Annotated in this window: 13 protein-coding genes; 1 reads left to right on the top strand and 12 read right to left on the bottom strand. The window is 73.9% G+C overall.

Features of this window, described 5'->3' with window-relative positions; genetic code table 11:
• The first annotated feature begins 30 nt into the window (after nt 1-30).
• Nucleotides 31-1,398: a cytochrome P450 gene (locus D581_RS0100740; protein ID WP_018955307.1), complete on the top strand. Its 1,368-nt coding sequence runs from the start codon at nt 31-33 to the stop codon at nt 1,396-1,398.
• Between the two features lie 49 nt (nt 1,399-1,447).
• Here the strand turns inward: D581_RS0100740 and D581_RS0100735 are convergent, their stop codons facing one another.
• The 12 genes from D581_RS0100735 to D581_RS0100680 all read right to left on the bottom strand — a co-directional run bounded on the left by D581_RS0100735 (nt 1,448) and on the right by D581_RS0100680 (nt 20,766).
• Nucleotides 1,448-2,422, bottom strand: a complete 975-nt coding sequence (locus D581_RS0100735; RefSeq protein WP_018955306.1) for an ABC transporter substrate-binding protein — start codon at nt 2,420-2,422, stop codon at nt 1,448-1,450.
• A gap of 1 nt (nt 2,423) precedes the next feature.
• Nucleotides 2,424-4,409, bottom strand: a complete 1,986-nt coding sequence (locus tag D581_RS0100730; RefSeq protein WP_018955305.1) for an ABC transporter permease subunit — start codon at nt 4,407-4,409, stop codon at nt 2,424-2,426.
• Entirely contained in the window at nt 4,409-5,569 is a 1,161-nt protein-coding gene (locus D581_RS0100725) for a glycine betaine/L-proline ABC transporter ATP-binding protein (RefSeq protein ID WP_018955304.1), read from the bottom strand. Before D581_RS0100725 ends, D581_RS0100730 begins: the two co-directional genes overlap by 1 nt.
• On the bottom strand, nt 5,566-7,173 hold the full coding sequence (locus D581_RS0100720; protein ID WP_018955303.1) for a GMC oxidoreductase: 1,608 nt from the start codon (nt 7,171-7,173) through the stop codon (nt 5,566-5,568). The genes D581_RS0100725 and D581_RS0100720 overlap by 4 nt, the downstream gene beginning before the upstream one ends.
• A gap of 97 nt (nt 7,174-7,270) precedes the next feature.
• Entirely contained in the window at nt 7,271-8,773 is a 1,503-nt protein-coding gene (locus tag D581_RS0100715) for an aldehyde dehydrogenase family protein (protein ID WP_018955302.1), read from the bottom strand.
• Between the two features lie 211 nt (nt 8,774-8,984).
• Complete coding sequence (locus D581_RS01000000136650) at nt 8,985-10,883, bottom strand: aKG-HExxH-type peptide beta-hydroxylase (RefSeq protein ID WP_018955301.1); 1,899 nt, start codon at nt 10,881-10,883, stop codon at nt 8,985-8,987.
• Between the two features lie 66 nt (nt 10,884-10,949).
• Nucleotides 10,950-11,138, bottom strand: a complete 189-nt coding sequence (locus D581_RS1000000138460; protein ID WP_018955300.1) for a hypothetical protein — start codon at nt 11,136-11,138, stop codon at nt 10,950-10,952.
• Between the two features lie 105 nt (nt 11,139-11,243).
• Nucleotides 11,244-12,380: an effector-associated domain 2-containing protein gene (locus tag D581_RS0100700; protein ID WP_018955299.1), complete on the bottom strand. Its 1,137-nt coding sequence runs from the start codon at nt 12,378-12,380 to the stop codon at nt 11,244-11,246.
• Nucleotides 12,377-13,540, bottom strand: a complete 1,164-nt coding sequence (locus D581_RS0100695) for an alpha/beta fold hydrolase (protein ID WP_018955298.1) — start codon at nt 13,538-13,540, stop codon at nt 12,377-12,379. The genes D581_RS0100700 and D581_RS0100695 overlap by 4 nt, the downstream gene beginning before the upstream one ends.
• Nucleotides 13,541-13,634: 94 nt before the next feature.
• On the bottom strand, nt 13,635-18,089 hold the full coding sequence (gene fxsT / locus D581_RS0100690) for an FxSxx-COOH system tetratricopeptide repeat protein (RefSeq protein ID WP_018955297.1): 4,455 nt from the start codon (nt 18,087-18,089) through the stop codon (nt 13,635-13,637).
• Nucleotides 18,089-19,204: an AAA family ATPase gene (locus D581_RS0100685; protein WP_018955296.1), complete on the bottom strand. Its 1,116-nt coding sequence runs from the start codon at nt 19,202-19,204 to the stop codon at nt 18,089-18,091. Before D581_RS0100685 ends, fxsT begins: the two co-directional genes overlap by 1 nt.
• Nucleotides 19,201-20,766 (bottom strand): VMAP-C domain-containing protein, encoded by a 1,566-nt coding sequence (locus D581_RS0100680; protein ID WP_026290052.1) that lies wholly within the window; start codon nt 20,764-20,766, stop codon nt 19,201-19,203. The genes D581_RS0100685 and D581_RS0100680 overlap by 4 nt, the downstream gene beginning before the upstream one ends.
• Nucleotides 20,767-20,786: the final 20 nt, after the last annotated feature.

Raw genomic sequence — 20,786 nt, 5'->3', positions numbered from 1 at the left:
GTGGCGTGCCCCAGGGAGCGGAGTTCCTCGATGTCCACGCAGACCGGTCCGGCACGCGACACCCAGCCTCGCGGCCATGCGTTCGTGCCGGGGCCCAAAGGGCTACCGCTCGTGGGGAATCTGCCGCAGTTCGGCAAGAACCCGCTCGCCTTCTTCGAACTCCTGCGCGGCCACGGGGACATGGTGCGCTGGCGGTTCGGCCGCAATCGCTGCGTCTTCATCGCCGACCCGGACCTGGTGGGCGAGTTGCTCACCGAGACGGAACGCACCTTCGACCAGCCGAAGCTCGGCATCGCGTTCCGTACGGTGCTGGGCAACGGGATGCTCGTGGCGCGGGGCCGGGACTGGCGGCGCAAGCGGTCGCTGGTGCAGCCCTCCGTGCGGCCCAAGCAGGTCACGTCGTACGCGACCACGATGGCGGACTGCGCGGTGGAGCTGGCGGACCGCTGGGCGGACGGCCAACGGGTCGACGTCAAGCGGGAGATGTCCGCGCTCACCCAGAAGATCGCGGTACGCACGATCTTCGGGGTGGACACCCCCGCGGACTCCGAGGCGATGGGGCGGGCGATGGACATCGCCCAGATGGAGATCGGCAAGGAGTTCGCCGGGCTCGGCGCGCTGCTGCCGGACTGGGTGCCGACCCCGGGCCGGGCGCGGATCAGGAAGGCCGCCGCCGTCATCGACGCCGAGGTGCGCCGGGTCGTCGCCCGGCACCGGGGCGGCGAGGAGGAACGCCCCGATCTGCTCAGCCGGTTGCTCACCGCCGTCGACGAGAGCGGGACGCGCCTCAGCGACGAGGAGATCCGGGACGAGGCGGTCACGCTGTACATCGGCGGCCATGAGACGACGAGTACGACGCTGGTGTGGGCGTGGTACCTGCTCGCCCGCAACCCCCGCGTCCGCGGCGCGCTCGCCGAGGAGCTGGACCGGGTGCTCGGCGACCGGGAGCCCGGCATCGAGGACTACGCACGACTCGACTACGCCCAGGCCGTGGTGAAGGAGACGCTGCGGCTGTTCCCGGCGATCTGGCTGATCACCGGAATCGCGAAGGAGGGGGCGACGATCGGCGGCCTGCCGGTCGAGGAGGGCACCCGGGTGTGGAGCAGCCAGTGGGCCACGCACCGCGACGCACGGTGGTTCCCCGAGCCGGAGGAGTTCCGGCCCGAGCGCTGGGGCGCCACGGGCGGCGACGAGATACCGGAGTACGCGTGGTTCCCGTTCGGCGGCGGTCCCCGGGTCTGCATCGGCACGCGCTTCGCGATGGTGGAGTCCGTCCTGCTTCTCGCCGTGCTGGCCCGCCGTTTCACCCTGGAGGTGGACCCGGGCGAGATCACGCCGCTGACGGGCCTGACGCTCCAGCCGGACCGGGACGTGCTGGCGACGGTCCGGGCGCGGTAGCGGGACGCGCGGTGCCCGGCCCTCTCAGGGAGAACCGGGCGGCGCGGCCTCAGTCCCGCGGAAGCCAGTTCTTCCAGACGTCCGGGTGGCGCTCGATCCAGCGCTCCGCCGCCTCCTGGGGGTCGAGCTTCTGCGAGGCGATCATCTCGGAGACCTCGTTCTGGTCCGTCTCCGACCAGTGGAACTTCTTCAGGAACGCGGACGCCTCGCCGCCGCGCTCGGCGAAGTCGGCGTTGAGGAACTTCTGCAGCGGTGTCGTCGGGTAGGCGCAGTCGATGTCCGCCGGGTCCTTGGCGGCGCACGCGTCGGTGTACTCGGGGAGCTTCACCTCGACCATCGGCACCTCGTTGAACAGCCACTGCGGCTGGTACCAGTAGCTGAGGAAGGGCTTCTTCTCCTTGGCGAACTGCTGGATCTGGGTGATCTGGGCCGCCTCTGAGCCGGCGAAGACCACCTTGTAGTCCAGGTCCAGGTTCTTCACCAGGGCCACGTCGTTGGTGACGTAGGAGGGCGAGCCGTCCATCAGCTGGCCCTTGCCGCCGCTCTCGGCGGTCTTGAGCTGGTCCGCGTACTTGTCGAGGTTCTTCCAGTCGGTGACGTCGGGATTCTTGTCGGCCCAGTACTTGGGGACGTACCAGCCGATGTGGCCGGTGACCCCGAGGTCGCCGCCCCGGACGATGGTCTTCTTCTCGTCGACGTACAGCTTCTCCTGGTCCGGGTGGCCCCAGTCCTCCAGAATCGCGTCGACGCGGCCCTGGCTGAGGGCGTCCCAGGCGGGGACCTCGTCGGTCTGGACGAGGTCGACGCGGTAGCCGAGCTTCTCCTTGAGGAGATGCTCCGCCACGGCGACGTTCGCCTGGGCCCCGACCCAGGACTGGACGGAGAGCGTGACCGTCTTGACGCCGGCAGGGGCCGCGAAGGGCGAGGCCTGCTTGGTCATGTCGGCGGCGCCGCAGCCGGCCGTGGCCAGCAGGGCCCCGGCCGAGGCGAGCGCCACGAGCAGGCGGGTGCGGGAGCGGTTCATCTCAGCTCTCCTGTCGCTGGCGGCGGGCGGTGGGCTGGGTGACCCGGTCGAGCATCAGGCCCAGGCAGACGATCGCCGCTCCGGCGACGAGGCCGGTGGCCAGGTCGCCCTGGGCGAGGCCGAGGACCACCTCGTAACCGAGCGCACCCGATCCGACGAGTCCACCGATGATGACGACGGCGAGGACCAGCACCACCGCCTGGTTGACGGCGAGCAGCAGGGCGGGCCTGGCCAGCGGGATCTGGACCTGGCGCAGTTGCTGGCCGGGGGTCGCGCCGAGCGAGCGGGCGCACTCCATTGCCGCCGGGTCGACGCCCCGCAGGCCCTGGGTGGTGATGCGGATGACGGCGGGCAGCGCGTAGATCACCGCGGCAGCGGCGGCGGGGGCGCGGCCGACGCCGAAGAGGGCGACGACGGGGATCAGGTAGACGAACTGCGGCATGGTCTGGAAGACGTCCAGGACCGGTCGCAGCAGCCGCTCCAACCGTTCGCTGCGGGCCGCGCCGACGGCGACGGCGAAGCCGAGGACCAGGGTGACGGCGACGGCGGCGAGCACCTGGCTGAGGGTGTCCATCGAGGGTTCCCACACACCGAGTACGCCGATCGCGGCCATGGCGAGGACGGCGGTGGCGGCGGTGCGCCAGGTGCCGATGGTCCAGGCGAGGGCGGCGACGATCAGCAGCACCGACCACCAGGGCAGGCCGGTGAGCCCGCCGCGCAGCGGGTTGAGGACGCCGCTGGTGAAGTGGGCGGCGAGGTCGGCGGTGCCGCCGACGACGGGCACCCCGGTGTAGAGGTGGTCGACCATCCAGTCCTTGGCGGTGTTGACCGGTCCGGCGATGGCCACGGTCACGTCCTCGGGCCAGACCCGGCCGTCGGTGGCCCGTCCGGCGACGGCGACGGCCGCGGTGACCACGGCGGCCAGGGACCAGCCGCGCCAGCCGCGCAGCAGGGCCGGGCCGGTGGGCTCGGCGCCGATGCGGCGGCCCGCCGCCTCCGTCGTACGGTCCAGCACGACGGCCAGCAGCACGATCGGGATGCCGGCGGCGAGCGCGGCGCCGACGTCCACGGAGGACAGCGCCTGGTAGACGCGGTCGCCGAGGCCGCCCGCGCCGATCACGGAGGCGATGACGGCCATGGAGAGCGCCATCATGATGGTCTGGTTCAGGCCGAGGAGGAGTTCCTTGCGGGCCAGCGGGAGCCGGGCGCTCAGCAGCCGCTGCCGTCCGGTCGCGCCGAGCGAGGCGACGGCCTCCATCACGCCGGCGTCCGCGCCGCGCAGGCCGAGTGCGGTGAGCCGGGCCATCGGCGGAGCCGCGTAGACGACGGTGGCGAGGACGGCTCCGGGCACGCCGATGCCGAAGACCAGCACCACGGGGAGCAGATACGCGAAGGCGGGCAGCACCTGCATGGTGTCGAGCACCGGGCGCAGGACGCGGAACGTGCGGTCGGACAGGCCGGCCGCCAGTCCGAGGAGCAGTCCGAGCACGACGGAGGCGAGGACGGCGACGGCCATCAGCGCGAGCGTCTGCATGGTCGGCACCCACATGCCGAGCAGCCCGCAGACCAGCAACGAGACGGCCGCGGTGAGGGCGAGCCGGACCCCCGCGACGCGCCAGGCGACGGCGGCGGCGAACACGGTGACGCCGGCCCAGCCGAGGGCCAGGAGGACCAGGTAGACCCCGCGTACGGACAGCACGACGGCGTTGCTGATGTGGCCGAAGAAGTAGAGGAACAGCGGGTGGCTGTCGCGGTTGGAGACGATCCAGTCCGTCACGTCGCCGAGCGGCGCGGAGAGGTCGGCGGTCAGCGCGTCGGGCCAGACACCGCCGCCCCAGCGGCCGTGCACGAGGGGGACGACGACGGCGGCGACGAGAGCGAGCAGCAGGAGTTTGGCCGCTGCCGGGCGGTCCCGGAGTACGGCCAGCGGTCCCCGGCGCGCGCCCGCCTGCGCGGGGCGGGCCGGGGTGGCCTGGGCGGTGGCCATCAGAGGGTCACCTCGCGGGAGCCGTCCGGCGCGTCGGGGCCGGCGGGGGTGTCCGGGGCGCCGGACGCGGAGGCGGCCCCGTGACCGGGTCCGGTCGTTCCCGCGACGACGTCGAGCAGGCACGCGTGGTCGACGACGCCGACGAGCCGGCCGCCGTCCATCACCCGGGCGGCGGGGTCGCCGGAGCGGGAGACCGCTTCGATGGCCTCGGAGACGGTGGCCCCGGGGCGTACGGCCGGGCCGCGCTCGCTCTCCCCGGCGAGCGCGGGCCGCATGGCCGTGGCGACGGTGAGGACCTGCTCGCGCGGCACGTCGCGGACGAACTCGCGCACGTAGTCGTCCGCGGGCGAGCCCACGATCTCCTCGGGGGTGCCGAGCTGGACGATGCCGCCGTCGCGCATCAGCGCGATCCGGGTGCCCAGGCGCAGTGCCTCGCTGAGGTCGTGGGTGATGAAGACCATGGTGCGGCCCTCCTCGCGGTGCAGCCGGACCACCTCGTCCTGCATCTCGCGGCGGATCAGCGGGTCCAGCGCGCTGAACGGCTCGTCGAAGAGGAGGACGGACGGGTCGACGGCGAGCGCGCGGGCGAGCCCGACGCGTTGCTGCTGGCCGCCGGAGAGCTGGGAGGGGCGGCGGTCCTCCAGACCCGCGAGGCCGACCTTCGCCACCAACTCCGCCGCCTTGGAACGGCGTTCGGCCTTGCTCAGGCCCTGGATCTCCAGACCGTAGGCGACGTTGTCCAACACCGTTCGGTGCGGCAGCAGTCCGAAGTGCTGGAAGACCATCGCGGCGCGGTGGCGGCGCAGTTGGCGCAGCCGGGAGCGGTCCATCGCGAGGACGTCCTCGCCGTCGATGGCGATGGTGCCGCTGGTGGGCTCGATCAGCCGGGTCAGACAGCGTACGAGGGTCGACTTGCCGGAGCCCGACAGGCCCATGACGACGAAGACCTCGCCCTTGCGGACGTCGAAGGAGACGTCGCGTACGGCGGCGGTGCAGCCGGTGGCGGCTCGCAGTTCGGCGGGTGGGAGCGCGGCGTGCTCGCCGCCGGGGATCCGGTCGGCCTTGGGGCCGAAGACCTTCCAGAGGTCGCGCACGGAGAACACGGGGCTCCCGCCGGCCTCGGCCGGCCCGGTGGCCTTGAGGGTCTCGGTTCCGCTCATCGGACATCGCCTCCGGTGCTGGTGCTGGTGACCGGCGCGGTGTCACGCGCCCGGTCCGCGAGGAGTTCGGCGCACTTCTCGCCGACCATCAGGACCCCGATCATCGGGTTGACGGCCGGCATGGTCGGGAAGACGGAGGCGTCGGCGATCCGGATGCCTTCCAGGCCCCGGATGCGCAACTGCGGGTCCACGACGGCCTGCTGGTCGTCGGCCGCGCCGATGCGGCACGTGCCGGCCGGGTGGTAGACGGTGTGGGCGACCTGACGGGCGTACTCGCTGATGTCCTCGTCCGAGGTGACCTCGGGCCCGGGGCAGACCTCGCGCTTCAGCCAGTGGGCCAGCGGTTCGGTGGCCGCTATCTCACGGGCGAGCTTGATGCCGTCGACCAGGGTGCGCCCGTCGTGGTCGTCCTCGTCGGTGAAGTAGCGGAAGTCCAGGGCCGGCTTGACCTCGGGGTCGGCGCTCGTGAGGTAGAGGCGGCCCCGGCTGCGCGGCTTGGGGATGTTCGGGGTCATCGACACCCCGTGCTCGGGCTTCTCGTAACCGAGCCGCTCAGGGTTGTCGGTGAACGGGATCTGGTAGAAGTGGAACATCAGGTCCGGGCCCCGGGATTCGGGGTCGCGGCGGACGAAGAGTCCCGCGTCGGAGTCCATCGCGGAGTTCTCCGGGATGGGCCCGTCGGTCTCCCAGACGATGACGGACTCGGGGTGGTCGAGCAGGTTCTCGCCGACGCCGGGGAGGTCGTGGCGTACGTCGATGCCCAGTGCGGCCAGGTCCTCGCGCGGACCGATCCCGGAGTGCAGCAGCAGCCGGGGCGTGTCCACCGCGCCCGCGCAGACGATGACTTCGCGGGCGGCGCGCAGCAGGATCTTCTCGCCGTCCTTCGTCCGCACGTGTACGCCGGTGGCGCGGGTGCCCTCGAACTCCAGCCGGTACGCCCAGGTCTCCAGCATGATCCGCAGGTTGGGGCGGTCGCCGGCCTCGATGTGCGGGTGGAGGTAGGCGACCGAGGCGGAGGAGCGCTTGTTGTTCTCGGGGTGGTAGGCGAGGTCGAAGAAGCCGACGCCCTCGTGGAACGGCTTGCTGTTGAAGCTGTCCACGCGCGGGACGCCGGCCGCCTGCCGGGCGGCGTCGACGAAGTCGCGGGCGATGGCGTTGCGGTCCTTCTCGTCGACCGGGACGATGTTGTTGCGCAGCTTGGCGAAGTACGGGTCCATCGCGGCGGCGCCCCAGCCCTCGGCGCCCGCCTCGGCCCACTCGTCCCAGTCGCCGGGCAGCGGCTTGAAGCTGATGAGGGTGTTGTGCGAGGAGCAGCCGCCGAGGACCCGGGCCCGGCTGTGCCGGATGTGGGAGTTGCCGCGCGGCTGCTCGGTGGTGGGGTAGTCGTAGTCGAGGTCGCCGCCGAGCAGGCCGAGCCAGCGGCGCAGGGTCAGCACGTCGTCGCGGTCGATGTCGGTGGGGCCGCCCTCGATGACCGTGACGGTGACGTCGGGGTCCTCGGTGAGCCGGGAGGCGATGACCGATCCGGCGGTGCCGCCGCCGACGATCACGTAGTCGGCCGCGGGGCCGTCGGGGACTGCGGTGCTGCGGGGGGTGGAAGGCATCGGTCACTGCTCCTTCTGCAAGGTTCGTGCGTGTACGTGGTGCTGCGAACAGCCGGTCGGGGCACCGGGGTTGACGGTTCCCGGGCCCCCGCAGGCGTCAGCCGGCGAACCAGCGCTGGGGGCGCGGGTTCAGGTTCTGGTAGATGTGCTTGGACTCGCGGTACTCGGCGAGCCCCGTCGGGCCGAGCTCGCGCCCCGTGCCGGACTTCCCGAAGCCGCCCCACTCGGCCTGCGGCAGGTAGGGGTGGTAGTCGTTGATCCAGACGGTGCCGTGGCGCAGCCGTCCGGCGACCCGGCGGGCCCGGCCCGCGTCGGTCGTCCAGACGGCGCCCGCGAGGCCGTAGTCGGTGTCGTTGGCCAGCGTGATGGCCTCTTCCTCGGTACGGAAGGTCTCGACGGTGAGGATCGGGCCGAAGGTCTCCTCACGGACCACCCGCATCTCACGGTGGCAGCCGTCGAGGACGGTCGGCCGGTAGAAGTAGCCGCCCTCGGGCCGTACGTCGCTGGGGGCCGGGCGTTCGCCGCCGGCCCGGACGATCGCGCCCTCCTCCCGGGCGGAGGCGACGTACGCCTCGACCTTGGCGAGCTGCTGGGCGGAGACGAGGGGGCCGCACTCGACGCCGTCGAAGGTGCCCCGGCCGAGGCGGATGGCGTCGGCGCGGCGGGCCAGCTCGGTGACGAACCGCTCGCTGACCGAGTCCTGGACGATCAGTCGGGCCCCGGCGGAGCAGACCTGGCCGCTGTGGAAGAACGCGGCGTTCAGCGCCTGGTCGACGGCGGTGTCGAAGCCCTCGTCGGTGGCGCAGGCATCGGCGAAGACCACGTTGGGGTTCTTGCCGCCCAGCTCCAGGGCGACCTTCTTCACGGTCGGCGCGGCGGCCCGAGCCACCTTCGTACCGCTGGCGAGGCCGCCGGTGAAGGAGACCAGGTCCACGTCCGGGTGCTCGGAGAGACGCGCGCCCACCGGGTCGCCCGCGCCGGTGACGAGGTTGGCCGCACCGTCGGGGAGACCGGCTTCGGAGAGCAGCCGGATCAGGTGGACGGTGGAGAGCGGGGTGACCTCGCTGGGCTTGAGCACGAAGGTGTTGCCGGCGGCGAGGGCCGGGGCGATCTTCCAACTGGCCTGGAGGAGGGGGTAGTTCCAGGGGGCGATCAGGGCGCAGACGCCGACGGGCTCGTGGACGACGATGCTGTGGACGTCGGGGTCGCCCGCGTCGACGACCCGGCCGCCGCTCTCGTTCATGACGAGGTCGGCGAAGTAGCGGAAGGCGTTGGTCACGTCGTCGACGTCGACCCGGCCCTCTTCGAGGGTCTTGCCGGTGTCGCGGCTCTCGGTGATCGCGATCTCCTCGCGGTCCCGCTGGAGCAGCTCGGCGACCCGGCGCAGCAGCCCGGCCCGCTCGGCGACCGGCTTGTGCGGCCAGGGGCCGTCGTCGAAGGCGCGTCGCGCCGCCGCGATCGCCGCGTCGGCGTCCTTCGCCCCGCCCTCCGCGACGACGGCCAGGACCGTGGCGTCGGCGGGGTCGATGACCTCGCGCGTCGCGCCGGATCCGGCGGCCCGCCAGGTGCCGTCGATGTGGATGGTGTTGAGCGCCGACATGTCGATTTTCGCCTTCCGTGCCTGAAATGCCCCCTCCGGTTCGGCCGGGGCGTGCTGCGCGGTGAACCGGGGTACGGCCGCACCAGCGGCCTGGACCCCTCCCCGGTCCGGCGGAATGTATGCCGAGAATTTCACGCAGAGTGACGCGCCTCACGCGCGCAGGCCTCCCCGAGGGACTCCCGGACCCTCCGTGCGGGCCGCCCGGTGCTGGTCAGGCGGGAGGTCGTGCGGCGGTCAGCCGGTGGGCCGCGTGCTCCCACAGCTCCGGCCCCTCCCCCGCGACGGCGGCGGCGAACCGCTCCGGGCGGGCGAGGAGCCGCCGGTGGCCGGGGTGGAGCGCGGTGTGCGCCAGCAGCCAGCCGGCCAGCGGATGGGGGTCCCCCGGCGCCTCGGACCAGCGCTCCCGGTACGCCTCCCGTGCCGCGGCGGCCTCCCCCCGGACCAGCAGCACATCCGCGCGGAGCGGTGGCGTGGCCCGGGGGCGCACGCCGCGGGCGACGGTGACCGACGCGGCGTCCGGAGCGGCGACCGACGCGGCGCCCGGCCCGGTGTCCGCGACGGTGACGTGCAGCGCGCCGTCCGGCGCGATGTCCGGGCGGAGGTACAGCGCGCCCCGCACGTCCTGCCAGTGGGTACGTTCCGAGGCCGGGACGAGCAGGGGCTGTCCTACGGGCGGCGGCGGAGCCCCCGTGCGCAGCGCGGCGCCCAGGCCGGCGCGCTCCTCGTCCGCGCACCGCAGATTGCGCAGCCGCCACTCGACCCGGTGACCGGCCGCCGCCGCGCGGGCCCGCGCCACGGCCCGCCCGTCCACGGGTTCGCGGAGCCAGCCGTCGACGGTGCGGGTCAGTCCGGCGACGAGCCGACGGCCGGGTCCGGTGAGCGCGGCGCGGGTCGCCAGGGTCCGCAGGACCGTACGGGTCTGGAGGCGGCGGAGCGCGAACCGGAAGGGTGCCAGATCCAGTGGATCGGCCGCCCGGTCCCCGATCCGGTCCCGCCAGAATCCGGCGACGCCGACGAAGGCGTACGCGCCGTGGAGGAGCCCCGGCAGATGGCGTGGGTCCGGGCGCCACGGGGCGTAGTACTCCTCCTCGCGGTCGTCGTCGAGCATCGCGAAGAGGTGCAGCAGCGCGCCGAGTTTGCTGTGCTGGAACTCGTGGACCATCGTCTCCGCGAGCGCCGCGCCGTCCGGGGGCCGGGCGACCACCATGGAGCCGAACGCATCGCCGGTGGAGGCGCTGAGCCCCGCGACGGGGCCGTGTCGCAGCCGTCCGGGCCAGGGCACGATGCGCCCGATCTCCTCGGGGCGCAGCGTGCCCGGCCCCGTACCGCCGGAACGCGGGCCAAGGCCGGAGGCGGGGTCGAGCAGCGCGACCGCCGCGGCGAACAGGCTCTGCCAGGAGTCGAGTTCGCACGGGGTGAGCCGCTGGGGCGGGATGGGGCGATCGAGGTCGCGGTACGGGTCGGTGTCGTCGAGGGCGACCTCGGGCCCGCCCGGCCGGACCGGCAGCCGATGCGTCGGCCACCACAGGGCGCTCGGCGGCGCGGTGAGCGGTCGCACGGTCAGCGCCGTCGCCCCGGTGCCCCGTCCGGCCGGGACGAGCAGTAACTCGCCTTCCCGTACGTGCGCGTGGACCGGCTGGAAGCCCAGCAGCGGGGTGCCCGGCAGCCGGGCGAGGCCGAGCGTCGGCAGGGCCACCGCGCCCTCCCTCGCGGGCACGACGAGCTCGGCGGCCGTCCCGGCCCTCACCGCGGCCACCAGGGCGACGGCGGCCAGGTGTCCGGCGTCCACCCACAGCGGAGAGCCGGCGGCGGTGCCGTGCAGGCGGCGCAGCGTATGGGCGAGCCAGCTCCCCACCTGCGGGCTGAGCAGCAACTCTTCCACACAGCCGGGATTTTCGAGCTCGGCCCGCTCCACGGTCCGCCAGATGGAGCCCAGGTCGGCGGGGCCGAGCAGCGCGGGCCGCTCCTCCAGCCGGCCCAGCAACTCCCGGAGCAGGACGAGGCGTCGGGCGCGCTCGCCCTCCACGAGGAAGCCGACGGCCTCCGCCGAACCTCCGCCCGCGGCGAGTTCGTCGAACCAGTGGCCGGGCATCCGCATCGGTCCGTGCACCCGTGCTCCTCCGTCGTGGTCCCGAAGCGGCCCGGGGGCCCGCTTCCGGGGAGGGCCGCGCAGCGCTCAGACAGCGCGAGGGCCAGGGGGTTCCTGGGACAGCGTGCTGGTGCGCGCTCTTCGGATCTCCTCCAGCAGACGCTGTCCGGGCGCGGGAGCGAGGGCGCGCGCGGCGGCGACGCCCACTTCCGCGAGGTCCGCCACATCGGACTCCAGGTAGTCGACCGAATCACCGGCCGATGCCGTCTGCTGCAAGGCCTTTTCCCCCTTTTTCGGTCCGGCGGCACACGATGCCACCCGTCCCTTCCCATCATGACGAATGGGTTGCCTTCCGGAAACCCGTGCGATCACGTCGTTCGATCACGGTCCCGGCGGACCGGGCCGGTCCTCGGCCAGGAACTCCCGCAGGGCTTGCCCCAGTTCGGCAGCCCTGCCCGGGTCGTCGTCGAGCAGGGTGACGGCCCGGTAGAGGTCCCAGGGCCCCTCCGGGCGCCGCCTCAGCGTCCGCAGAATGCCCAGGACGTCCGTACGGGGCACCGCGTGCCGCGGCATCCGCGCCACCAGGACCGGGTCCAGCTCCCCTACCATCGTCTGGCGTTCGTCCCGGTCGCTCATCAGCGGATAGGCGAGGAGCGCTTCGACCACCCGGACCAGACCGCCGCCCGCCCGGTCGGGCCCCGGACGGACTCCGTTCGCCGACGGTGTCGCCGGACGGCCGGGCAGGTGTTCCGAGTGTCCCGGGCGGTGCAGTTGAAGCGTGGGGAACTGGGTATGGCTCGCCTCGGCGCGCAGCCGGTCGAACCGGTTCCGGACGGCCGCGAAGAGCGCCTCCGGGTCGGGGGCCGGACCGCCGGGCAGGGCGGCCAGCTCGTGCAGGAGGATGTCCGAGAAGACGCCCAGGCCGCGTACGGGGTCGTTGGCGGCACGCTGCCCCCGGTCGGCGGCCAGCAGTACGTTCTGCCTGTGCACCCGCTGTCGCTGCCCGGCGGGGAGGCTCCCGTCGGGGATCGTGACCGCCGGGCGGTGGCGCTCCTCGAAGGTCTGGCAGGCGTCGACGACCCAGTTCTGCTCCGCGAACCCGGGCAGGACGTCGCTGCTCAGACGGCGGCGGGCGGACTCCAGGTCGATGTTGCGCCGGTCGTCGTCCGTGGCGTCGGCGCAGTAGAGCCGCAGGTGTTCGTCCCGGTCCAGGACGCCGTGCCCGCCCCACCAGACCCAGAGCACGTCTCCCTGGCGGGCGGGCAGTTCGTGGACCAGGACCCGCCGCAGGGTCTCGTGGTCGGCGTCGCGGTGGCCGGTGGCCGCATGCGGCTCCTCCGCCGGGGCGAGGTGCAGCAGGATGTTGGCGTCCGGTACGCCCGTGGCCCGCAGCCAGTCCCGGAAGCGCAGCGCGTCGCGGACCGGCCCCGGCAGCGTCCAGTGCGGGCCCGCCGCATACGCCTCGACGCCGACGACGAGCGCCACCACGCGTGCCGGGTCGACACCGCCCGCGCTCACGGCAGCCGCTCCGCGATGACGCGGTAGACGGCCGGATCGGTCCAGTAGGCGCTGTGGGCGGCGGGGAACGGCTGCCGGTTGTCGGTCGCGACGTCCTCGGCCCGCCCGGGGAACAGCGGGGCGGCGGCGAAGCCGAGCAGGTCGCGGCGGTCGTGGATGTTCAGCCAGGCGGGGACGTGGGCGGGCAGCGGCTGAGGGTGTTCGAGGTGGGGCAGCGCCCCCGTCTCGTACAGGAACGGCCCCTGCGAGCCCACCGTGACCAGCAGCCGGACGCCGGGCAGCGGGGCCTCGATCAGGGTGTCGAGGGCGATGATCCCGCCGAGGCTGTGGCCGAGCAGGACGACCGGGGGCTCCACGGCGGCGACCAGCTCGCGCAGCGCGGAGCGCAAGGGGCCGCCGCGGACGAGGAACGTGAGCACGTCGCCCGCCGCCGGGTGGGCGGCCCCGGTGAGGGCCCGGCGGCGGCGCACCGCGTAGCGGGAGCCGAGCCGCAGCACGGGCCGGGCGACCAGGCGGCCCACCGGACCCCTGCTCGTACCGGGCGCGGCACCGCCGAGCGCCTGGGCGACCCGGTCCACGGCGGCGTCGCGGGTGGCCCCGTCGGGGATCACCGGCGCGTCCTCGGCGAGGGCCGCGCCGATCACGGCGGCGACCAGCGCGCGGGCCAGGGACGTCGCCAGGGCTTCGGGGTCCACGGCTTCGGCGGCTGGGGCGAGCAGAGGACTGCGGGCCAGGGCCGCGGCCCGCGCGCCGAGACCGGGGCCCAGTTCCGGGGCGACCGCCTCGCCCCGGGCTGCCAGCTCCGCCAGCCGCTCCCGGAACTCCTCGTCGGGGCAGGCGGCCCCCGGCGGTATCTCCCCCGAGGAGCCGCGTGCGGCGGCGAGGGCCAGCTCCGCCTCCGGGTGGCGGTAGAGGCGCTCCCAGGCGGCGGTCTCGTCGTCCTCCTCGCTCTCCGCGTCCCGTTCGGTGGCTCCGGCCCCCTCGTACGGAATGCTCGCCCCGCCCGCGGCGAGCCGAGCTCCGTACCGCTCACCCCAGTCGAGCGGCACGACCCGCACGCCCGGGGCGGCCTCGGCGAACGAGGCCGTGACCCGTGCGTACAGGGTCTCGGCGTGCGGTGGCCGCACACCCGTGCCGTGGATGAATATGACCGTGGTCATGCGTCGCCCCCGTCAGTGGTCTCCCGGCCGGCCGGTCCGGGCCGGGTCCCGTGGTCCGCGTCCGGACCGGGCGTCGGAGACCCGGCCCGTCGCCTCACAGCGGAATCACCGTCACGTCGTACTCGATGCGCTGGTGCAGCCGGGCCGAGGTCCGCCACGGATGCTGATCCCCCAGGACTCGCGTCAGGCCCTCCACCGCGCGGGCGTTGAGCCGGTCCGCCTCCTCCGGACGGCCGAGTCCACGCTGGTCCAGGGAGAGGTTCGCGACACAGACGAGGGTGAAGGGATGATCCTCGCCCGCCACTTCGGTGAGCAGCGGCAGCGTGGCGCTGTCCACCTCCAGGGCACCCGCGAAGTCCAGCCGGGCGTAGTGGTCGTTGGCCCGGCCCAGCGCGGCGCCCAGCGTGTAGACGTGCCGCTCCCCCAGGTCCGCCCGGAGCCGGGTCCCCGCGACCGTGTCCAGCCGTTCGGCCTCCTCCACCTCGCCCAGGGCCCGCAGGGTGGCGGCCACGTTGACCATGGCGCACAGGGTGTACGGGTGGTGCTCGCCGAAGATCTCCCGGTAGCGGTCGAGGATCTGCCGGCCGAGGCGCCGGGAGTCCTCCAGCCTGCCCGCGATCCTGCGCTCGACGACCGCCGCCAGGGCGGCTCCCAGGGTCTCCGGGTACTCCGCGCCGTACCGGGTGGTGAAGCGCTCCAGGATGTCCTCGACCAGCTCGGCCGCCTCCTCCGGGAAGCCTGCCCGGCGTCGGCAGATCGCGAGGTTCAGCGCGGCCCGGATCGTCGCCGCGTTGGTGGGGCCGAAATGGGTCCGGTAGGTCTGGTAGGTCGACTCCTGCAGGACCCGGGCACCGGGGAAGTCGCCCGCCTCGCGGGTGTCCACCGCCAGGGCGCTCAGGGTGTTGAGGGTGAGGCCGCTGGTCGGTCCGTAGAGCAACTGGCGCTGCCTGGCGGTCTCTTCGTCGATCTCCTTCGCCTGCCGGAAGTCACCGTTCACCCGCAGCGAGATACCGTAGCTGTGGGCCGCGCTCAGTGCCGTCGGGTCCTCCGGACCGTAGAGGTCGTTCGACCGCTCGAAGGCCTCGGCGCTCAGCTCCCGGGCGGCGTGAAAGTCACCCCGGTGGAGCAGCGACCCGGCCATCTGGAGCATGGAGTTGATGAGCTCCTCCTCCGGAATCGGCGCCCTGCGCGAGACCTCCATGGCCTGCTCGCTCAGCGCCGCGGCCTCCGGGATCCGGCCGAGTTGCTGGAGGTAGAAGCCGAGCATCTTGGTGATCCGGATGACATGCAGGTCCTCCTCGGCCGACTGCTCGCTCCAGGCCTGCCACGCCCGACGGGTCAGGTCCTCGCCCGCCTCGTGGGCGCCCCAGTAGTAGAGGAAGGTGACCATGTCGAACACCAGGTCGCGCACCCAGCCGTCGGAGCTGTCGACCGCGTCGGAGGCGATCACGTGGGGCAGCAGTCCGAGGTAGGCGGGCCACTGTTCCGGTGAGGCGGGCAGCCCTGGCTTGGCGGTGGTCAGGAGCAGGTGGGCGGCGTTGCGCATCGTCTCCCGCTCCTCGGGATCCAGCCGGGCGACGATCACGGTCTGCATCAGCCGGTGCATCTGGAGCGTGCCGGCCTTGTGGTCCAGGCGCACCAGCGAGAGCTTGCTCAGGTCGCGGGTGGCGCGGGCGAGCAGCAGCGGGTCGCGCAGCACCCGGTCCAGCTCCGGGGTGATCTGGACGTTGCGGCCGCCGCGGAGCATGTTGAGCGGGATGGGCTCGGGCGCCATGCAGGCGCAGATCTGCAGCAGTTGGCGGGCGGCCGGGTTCTCGGCGGACAGCCGGCCGAGCGAGATGTCCCAGACCGCGGCGACGGGCAGGGGGTAGTCCGGGGACGGGGCCAGTTCGAGGATCTCGGGGCGCCGTTCGTCCAGCAGCTGGAGGTACTCGTCGACCGGCATGCCGGTGGCCGCGTGCCAGGCGCCGGCCTGTTCGACGGCCAGGGGCAGATCGCCGAGCGCCTCGGCGAGGCGGCCTGCGTCATGGGTGCTCAGGCCCCGGGCCCGGCGCTGGAGCAGGGAGATGCTCTCCTCACGGTCGAAGACGTCGACACTGAGGGGGGTGGCGACGCGTTCCCACTCCCGGTTGCGCGAGGTGACGATGATCTTTCCCGGTCCGCCATGGGGGAAGTACGAGCGCACCGACTCGATGTCCTCGGCGTTGTCGAAGACCAGCAGCCAGTTGTCGAAGGGCTTGCCGGTGCGCAGGGCCTCGCGGACGGCGGGCACGGCGGTGTTCGCCTGCGGTCCGACCTCCAGGCCGAGGGCGGTCGCCAGCTCGGCGAGCGCGGCCAGGATCAGGCTCTCCTGCTCGGCGGGGATCCACCAGATGACGTTGTACTCGCCGCTGTGGCGGTAGACGTACTCCACCGCGATCTGTGATTTGCCCACGCCGCCGAGGCCGTGCAGTGCGTGCGGGAGGACCGCCGTCGTCTCGTCCTCGGTCAGCTGCCGTTCCACGGCGGCGAGAAGGGGCTCCCGGCCGGTGAAGTTGGGGTTCTTGGGCGGCACGTTGCCCATGATCCTCGGCTGGCCCGAACGTACGACGCGTGCTTGCGGCGCTTTGACTTCCATCTCCTCGTGAGCCCTCCGGGCGGTGTCGTCAGCTGGTGCCGAGAGGTCAGCTGCTGGTGGTGTCGTGGGCGGCACAGATCCTCCTGGTGAAACGACGCTGTCCGGTGGCAGCCTTGCCCATTTCGGGGCGGCTTTCAGCACATCCGCATCGATCTCACCCGGCCGGGCAGGGGGGTCGTCCGGCGAACGCACCAGTCGGGCGGCCACCCTGGCGGCCCGGCCGGCGTAGGGGCCCGACAGCGCCCGCAGCACCGCCAGCTCGATGCGGAGCCAGGGACGGACGCCGGGGTCCGCGCCGGGGAGGGCGGTGCGCACCGGGTCGTGGAGGGCCGCGCGCAGTAGCGCACCGTGGCCCTGCCCCGTCCGCAGCTCCGCCAGCAGGCCCACGGTGCGGGCGAGTTGGGTCCTGGTGCTGGTGGCGAGCAGCGCCTCGCGCACATCGTCGGCGAAGTCCGGACCGCTCCCGGCGCCGGCGTCCCAGTCGATCAGCCCGCCCATCATGACCTCGGCGAGGTGCTCGGGCCCGGCGTCCGGCAGGGCCAGGTCGCGCAGCTCGTCGACGACGGCGAAGTCCAAGGGGGCGAGGGCCAGCAGGACGGCGAGCTGCCGGGCCAACGGGCTGGCGAGCGCGCGGAACCTGCGTACGGCGGCGGCCGCCGCCCGGGGGCCGTCGACGACCGGGGTGCGCAGCCCGGGGGCGGAGGCGCCCTTGGCCATCGCGCCCGCCAGGACCACCGGCAGTGTCCGCCGCACGCCGCGTTCGCCGGTCACGAGGTCGGCCCAGGCGCGGAAGGACCCGGCGCGGGCGCTGAGCACCGGTACGGGCACGGTGTCGTCGTCCGGTTCGGGCAGCGGCCGGACGGGGTCGTGCGCATCGAGGGGCGGACGGAAGCGGAAGCGGCCGTTCGGCGCGCCGAAGCCTCCGGCGTCCAGTTGGGCGCGGAAGGGGAAGAGCGAGGAACGGTGGCGCAGATAGGGCGGCAGGAGGTGGACCAGCGCGGTGGGCCCGCCGGAGGTGAGCCGCTCCAGCAGTCGGTCGGCTCCGGGGCCCGCCCAGCCGTGGGCGAGTCCGTCCGTCACGACGAGGAAGAGCCGCGCGCCGCGGCCGTCGAGCAGTTCGGCGGGGTCGCCGTCGCGTCCGCCGGGCCAGCGCAGCGCGGGTTCGCCGGCCCCGGCGGGCAGGGCCACCCCCACCGTGCGGACATCGCGGAAGGCCCCGCTGCGGGCGGCCTCTTCGGCGATCTGCCGGACGGTGCGCTGCCACGGCGGCATGGTGGGGGCCCGGTCGACGAGGAGCACCAGGTCGAAGGCCCGCTCGCGGTCGGGGAGGAAGTAGGGAACCCACAGCCCGTCGGTGAGCCCGTGCTCGGCCGTGCTCTCCTCGTCCAGCGCGCTCCGGCCCCCGGTGGGTACCCTGCGGCCCAGCCCGCGCAGCGACCTGGCCAGCCGCGGCGTGGCCGTCCGCGCGGCCCGGGGGCGGGGTCCCGGCAGCCGGTCCGGGCCGGTGCGGGTGCGCTCCTGGACGGTCCTGATCTCCCGTTCGTACGCCGGTGGTCCGGGCAGCCCGGAGACCCCGGGCACGGCGAGGGGCGCGGGGACGGACGCCGTGCCGGGGGCCGGGCCGAGCAGCGGTTCGGGCCCTTCGGCGGGCTGCGGGCCGGCGGCCGGGGGCTGCCCGGAGCCGGGCGTGTCGGAGCCGGGCGTGTCGGGGTGCCGTTCGGCGCGGGGCGGGTGATCCGGGGTGGGCCCGGGGGTGCGCTGCGCGTCGAGGCGGGCGGCGGCGAGCCAGGCGGCGTCGGCGAGCTCCGTCCAGTCGGCTCCGCCCGGATCGGGCAAGCCGTCGTCCTCGTACCGGTCGCCGGCAGTGGGATCGGGGGAGTCGGCCGGCACGGACGCGGGGTCCGGAGCACGCTCCCGGGGCAAGCCGTTCATCAGCGGCCCTTCGAGAGGTCTCGGAGGAGCATCTCGACGAGTTTACGCCCGTCGGCATCCGCTTGAAAGCCGCCCGCGTTCGTCAGCTGGACGGCGTTGAGCAACTGGTCGATCGACTGGGTGCCGCCGCCGCGCAGACGCTTCTCGAACTCGTCCACCAACGCCTCGACGCCTTCCGGGCGCTGCCGCAGATGGCTGACGACAATGCCGATCAGCTGCTCGCGGCCCGGCGGCAGCATCTCCAGCGGCAGGCAGCGGCGGCGGAACGCGGCGGGGAACTCCCGTTCGCCGTTGCTGGTGATGACCACGACGGGGAACTGCGCGCACTCCACCCGGCCGCCCTCGACCCGTGCCGAGCCACGCGGGTCGTCCGTGAACACGGTCGCCGACTCCTCGTTGCTGCGCACGAGTTCGGGGATCTCGTAGCTGCCGTTCTCCAGCACGTGCAGGAGGTCGTTGGGCAGGTCGATGTCGCTCTTGTCCAGCTCGTCGACGAGCAGCACCCGGGGGCGCGCGTAGGCGAGCAGGGCGGTGCCGAGCGGGCCGAGGGTGACGAAGTCCCCCAGTGCGGGCGGCGCTTCAGTGCCCGGGCCGCGCCCGTCCGCGTCTGTGCCGACGGCGTCGGGAGCGTTCCCGGCGGCGGGGCCGTGCGCGCCGCCGCCGCCGTCGTCGGCCGCCCGCCAGGCCGCGATCGCCTGGGCGCGGCCGATCGCGTCGTACGCGTACAGGCCGCCCTTGAGCGTGCTGCGGCTGACGACGCTCCAGGGCAGGACCCGGCCGAGCCCCAGCTCGCGGGCGATCAGATAGGCGAGGGTGGACTTGCCGACGCCCGGCGGGCCGGTGATGAGCAGCGGGCGGCGCAGCAGCAGGGCGGCGTTGACCGCGTCGATCTCCTCGCGGCGCAGCTGCGGCCCGTCCTGGATCCGGCCGAGGCGACGCTCCGCGGCACGGTCGTCCTCGGGTGGCGGCGGCTGGAGCGGGCCGCCGGGAAACGTACGCCACGGCGGCGGCGTCGGCAGCGTGGGCGGCTCGCCCGCGGGCGCCCTTCCGGTCGCGTGGAAGACCCACCACGGGGGCGGCGGCGACGGTGGTACGGCAGCGGCCTCTCCGGTCATGCCGACAACAACTCCTCACGATCGACCAGTCGGTACGGGTCGTCCCAGAAGAACGCGATGTGCCTGCCCACCCACAGGGGGCCGTCCTCCTCCCTCTCCGCCCCCGCTCTCAACCTGTGCACTTTTTCCGGCAGTTGTGCGTACGTGTGCCCCAGAAGCAGCGTGAGCAGTTCGCTGGACCGGGAGGAGCTTTCGGCCCTGCGGTCCCAGGCGGCGACCCCCACGCCCTCGACGACGGCGGCCTGCAACGCCTCCAGGCCGTGCCCCTGGACGGCGGGCGCGTCGAGGATGACCGCGGTGAGCGACTCGTCCCCGGCGAGGTGGGCACGCCAGCGTTCGAATCCTTCCCGGTCCGCGGCCTTCCAGCGGTGCGGGGCCGGGGCGGTGGCGGCCCGGAGCTGATCCCAGCGGGCCTGCCAGCGGCGCAACTGCCCGGCGTCGCCGCGCATCCGGTCCAGGCTGCGCAGATGGACCCGGTAGTGCATGCCGATCGGCCGGGGCCTCGGGTCTCCGGTACCCAGTTCCAGGCGGGCCATGTCGTGGTTCAGCAGGTCGAAGGGGAGCAGGAACTCGACGTGGACCGGCCCCCCACCGGCCCCCGCCTTCTCCGCGCGACCGCCTGGCTCCGGCTGCCCCGCCTGTCCCTTCGGAGGGTCGGCCCACAGCGCCTCCCCCCGCTCGACGGCGCGCTCGACCGCTCCGGCCAGGGTGTCCAGGGTGACGGTCTCCATGGCGCCCTGCTCCGGCCGCCAGTAGCCGGAGACCTTGTTGAGCCAGTGCCGGACGAAGACGTCCGGGGAACCGTCCCGGGCCGGTTCGATCATGACGACCAGACACCGGGGCACCGTCGGGTCGGGGGCGGCGGGCCGCTCCAGGCGCCGTCGGCAGACGGCGAGCGCTTCCCGCGCCCCGGCGACCGCCGCCCGGGCGTCGCCGGCCGGCCCGGCGGGGCCCTCCGCCTCCGCCCAGCGGTCCGCCCACCGGCGCAGCGCCACGCCCTGACCGGCCGACAGGACGGCGGCCGCTTCGACGAGGACGACGGCTGCGGGGAGACCGTCGGCGCGTGCGGTCATGTCCAGTGCGTGGTCGAAGAGTTCGGCCGGAGTTCCGTGGTCCGGCAGGTCCCCGGGCAGCTCGTCGCCGAGGAGGGCGGCGAGCCGGCCGCCGTCGATGTCCTTCGCCTCGACGAGCAGCCGGCGCGCCTGCCGGGCGATGTCCTCGGCGAAGACGGGCGCGGGCCAGGGCACCGGCCGGCCGGCGCCGGTCCGGATGCCCGCCTCGGCGGCGATCCACTCGGCCTCGTCCGGGCCGGAGACGGTGCGGACCGCGTAGACGAGCGCCTCGGGGCCGCCGGGCCGGTGGATCACCTTGCGGACCAGATGCGTCATGGCGACCCGGGGCGTGCTGTCCGGGTAGGTCAGTTCGACGCCGAGTCGGTACGCCACCGTCTCCACGAACTCGCCGCGCTGAGTCCGGTCCTTGACACATTCGAGCAGGGTCAGCGCGTCGACCAGGGTCTGCACCAGGTCCGGTCCCGGGTGCCCGTGCGGGACAGCATTCATCGCCGCCCATCCCCCCGCCG

It is taken from the genome of Streptomyces sp. CNB091 (genome assembly GCF_000377965.1).
Note: the sequence above shows the minus strand (reverse complement) of the source record. Positions and strands in the feature narration are given on the sequence as shown.

Coding starts and splice junctions, on each gene's coding strand:
- D581_RS0100740 (WP_018955307.1), top strand. CDS start 31: ATGTCCACGCAGACCGGTCCGGCACGCGACACCCAGCCTCGCGGCCAT.
- D581_RS0100735 (WP_018955306.1), bottom strand. CDS start 2,422: ATGAACCGCTCCCGCACCCGCCTGCTCGTGGCGCTCGCCTCGGCCGGG.
- D581_RS0100730 (WP_018955305.1), bottom strand. CDS start 4,409: ATGGCCACCGCCCAGGCCACCCCGGCCCGCCCCGCGCAGGCGGGCGCG.
- D581_RS0100725 (WP_018955304.1), bottom strand. CDS start 5,569: ATGAGCGGAACCGAGACCCTCAAGGCCACCGGGCCGGCCGAGGCCGGC.
- D581_RS0100720 (WP_018955303.1), bottom strand. CDS start 7,173: ATGCCTTCCACCCCCCGCAGCACCGCAGTCCCCGACGGCCCCGCGGCC.
- D581_RS0100715 (WP_018955302.1), bottom strand. CDS start 8,773: ATGTCGGCGCTCAACACCATCCACATCGACGGCACCTGGCGGGCCGCC.
- D581_RS0100695 (WP_018955298.1), bottom strand. CDS start 13,540: ATGACCACGGTCATATTCATCCACGGCACGGGTGTGCGGCCACCGCAC.
- fxsT (WP_018955297.1), bottom strand. CDS start 18,089: ATGAACGGCTTGCCCCGGGAGCGTGCTCCGGACCCCGCGTCCGTGCCG.
- D581_RS0100685 (WP_018955296.1), bottom strand. CDS start 19,204: ATGACCGGAGAGGCCGCTGCCGTACCACCGTCGCCGCCGCCCCCGTGG.
- D581_RS0100680 (WP_026290052.1), bottom strand. CDS start 20,766: ATGAATGCTGTCCCGCACGGGCACCCGGGACCGGACCTGGTGCAGACC.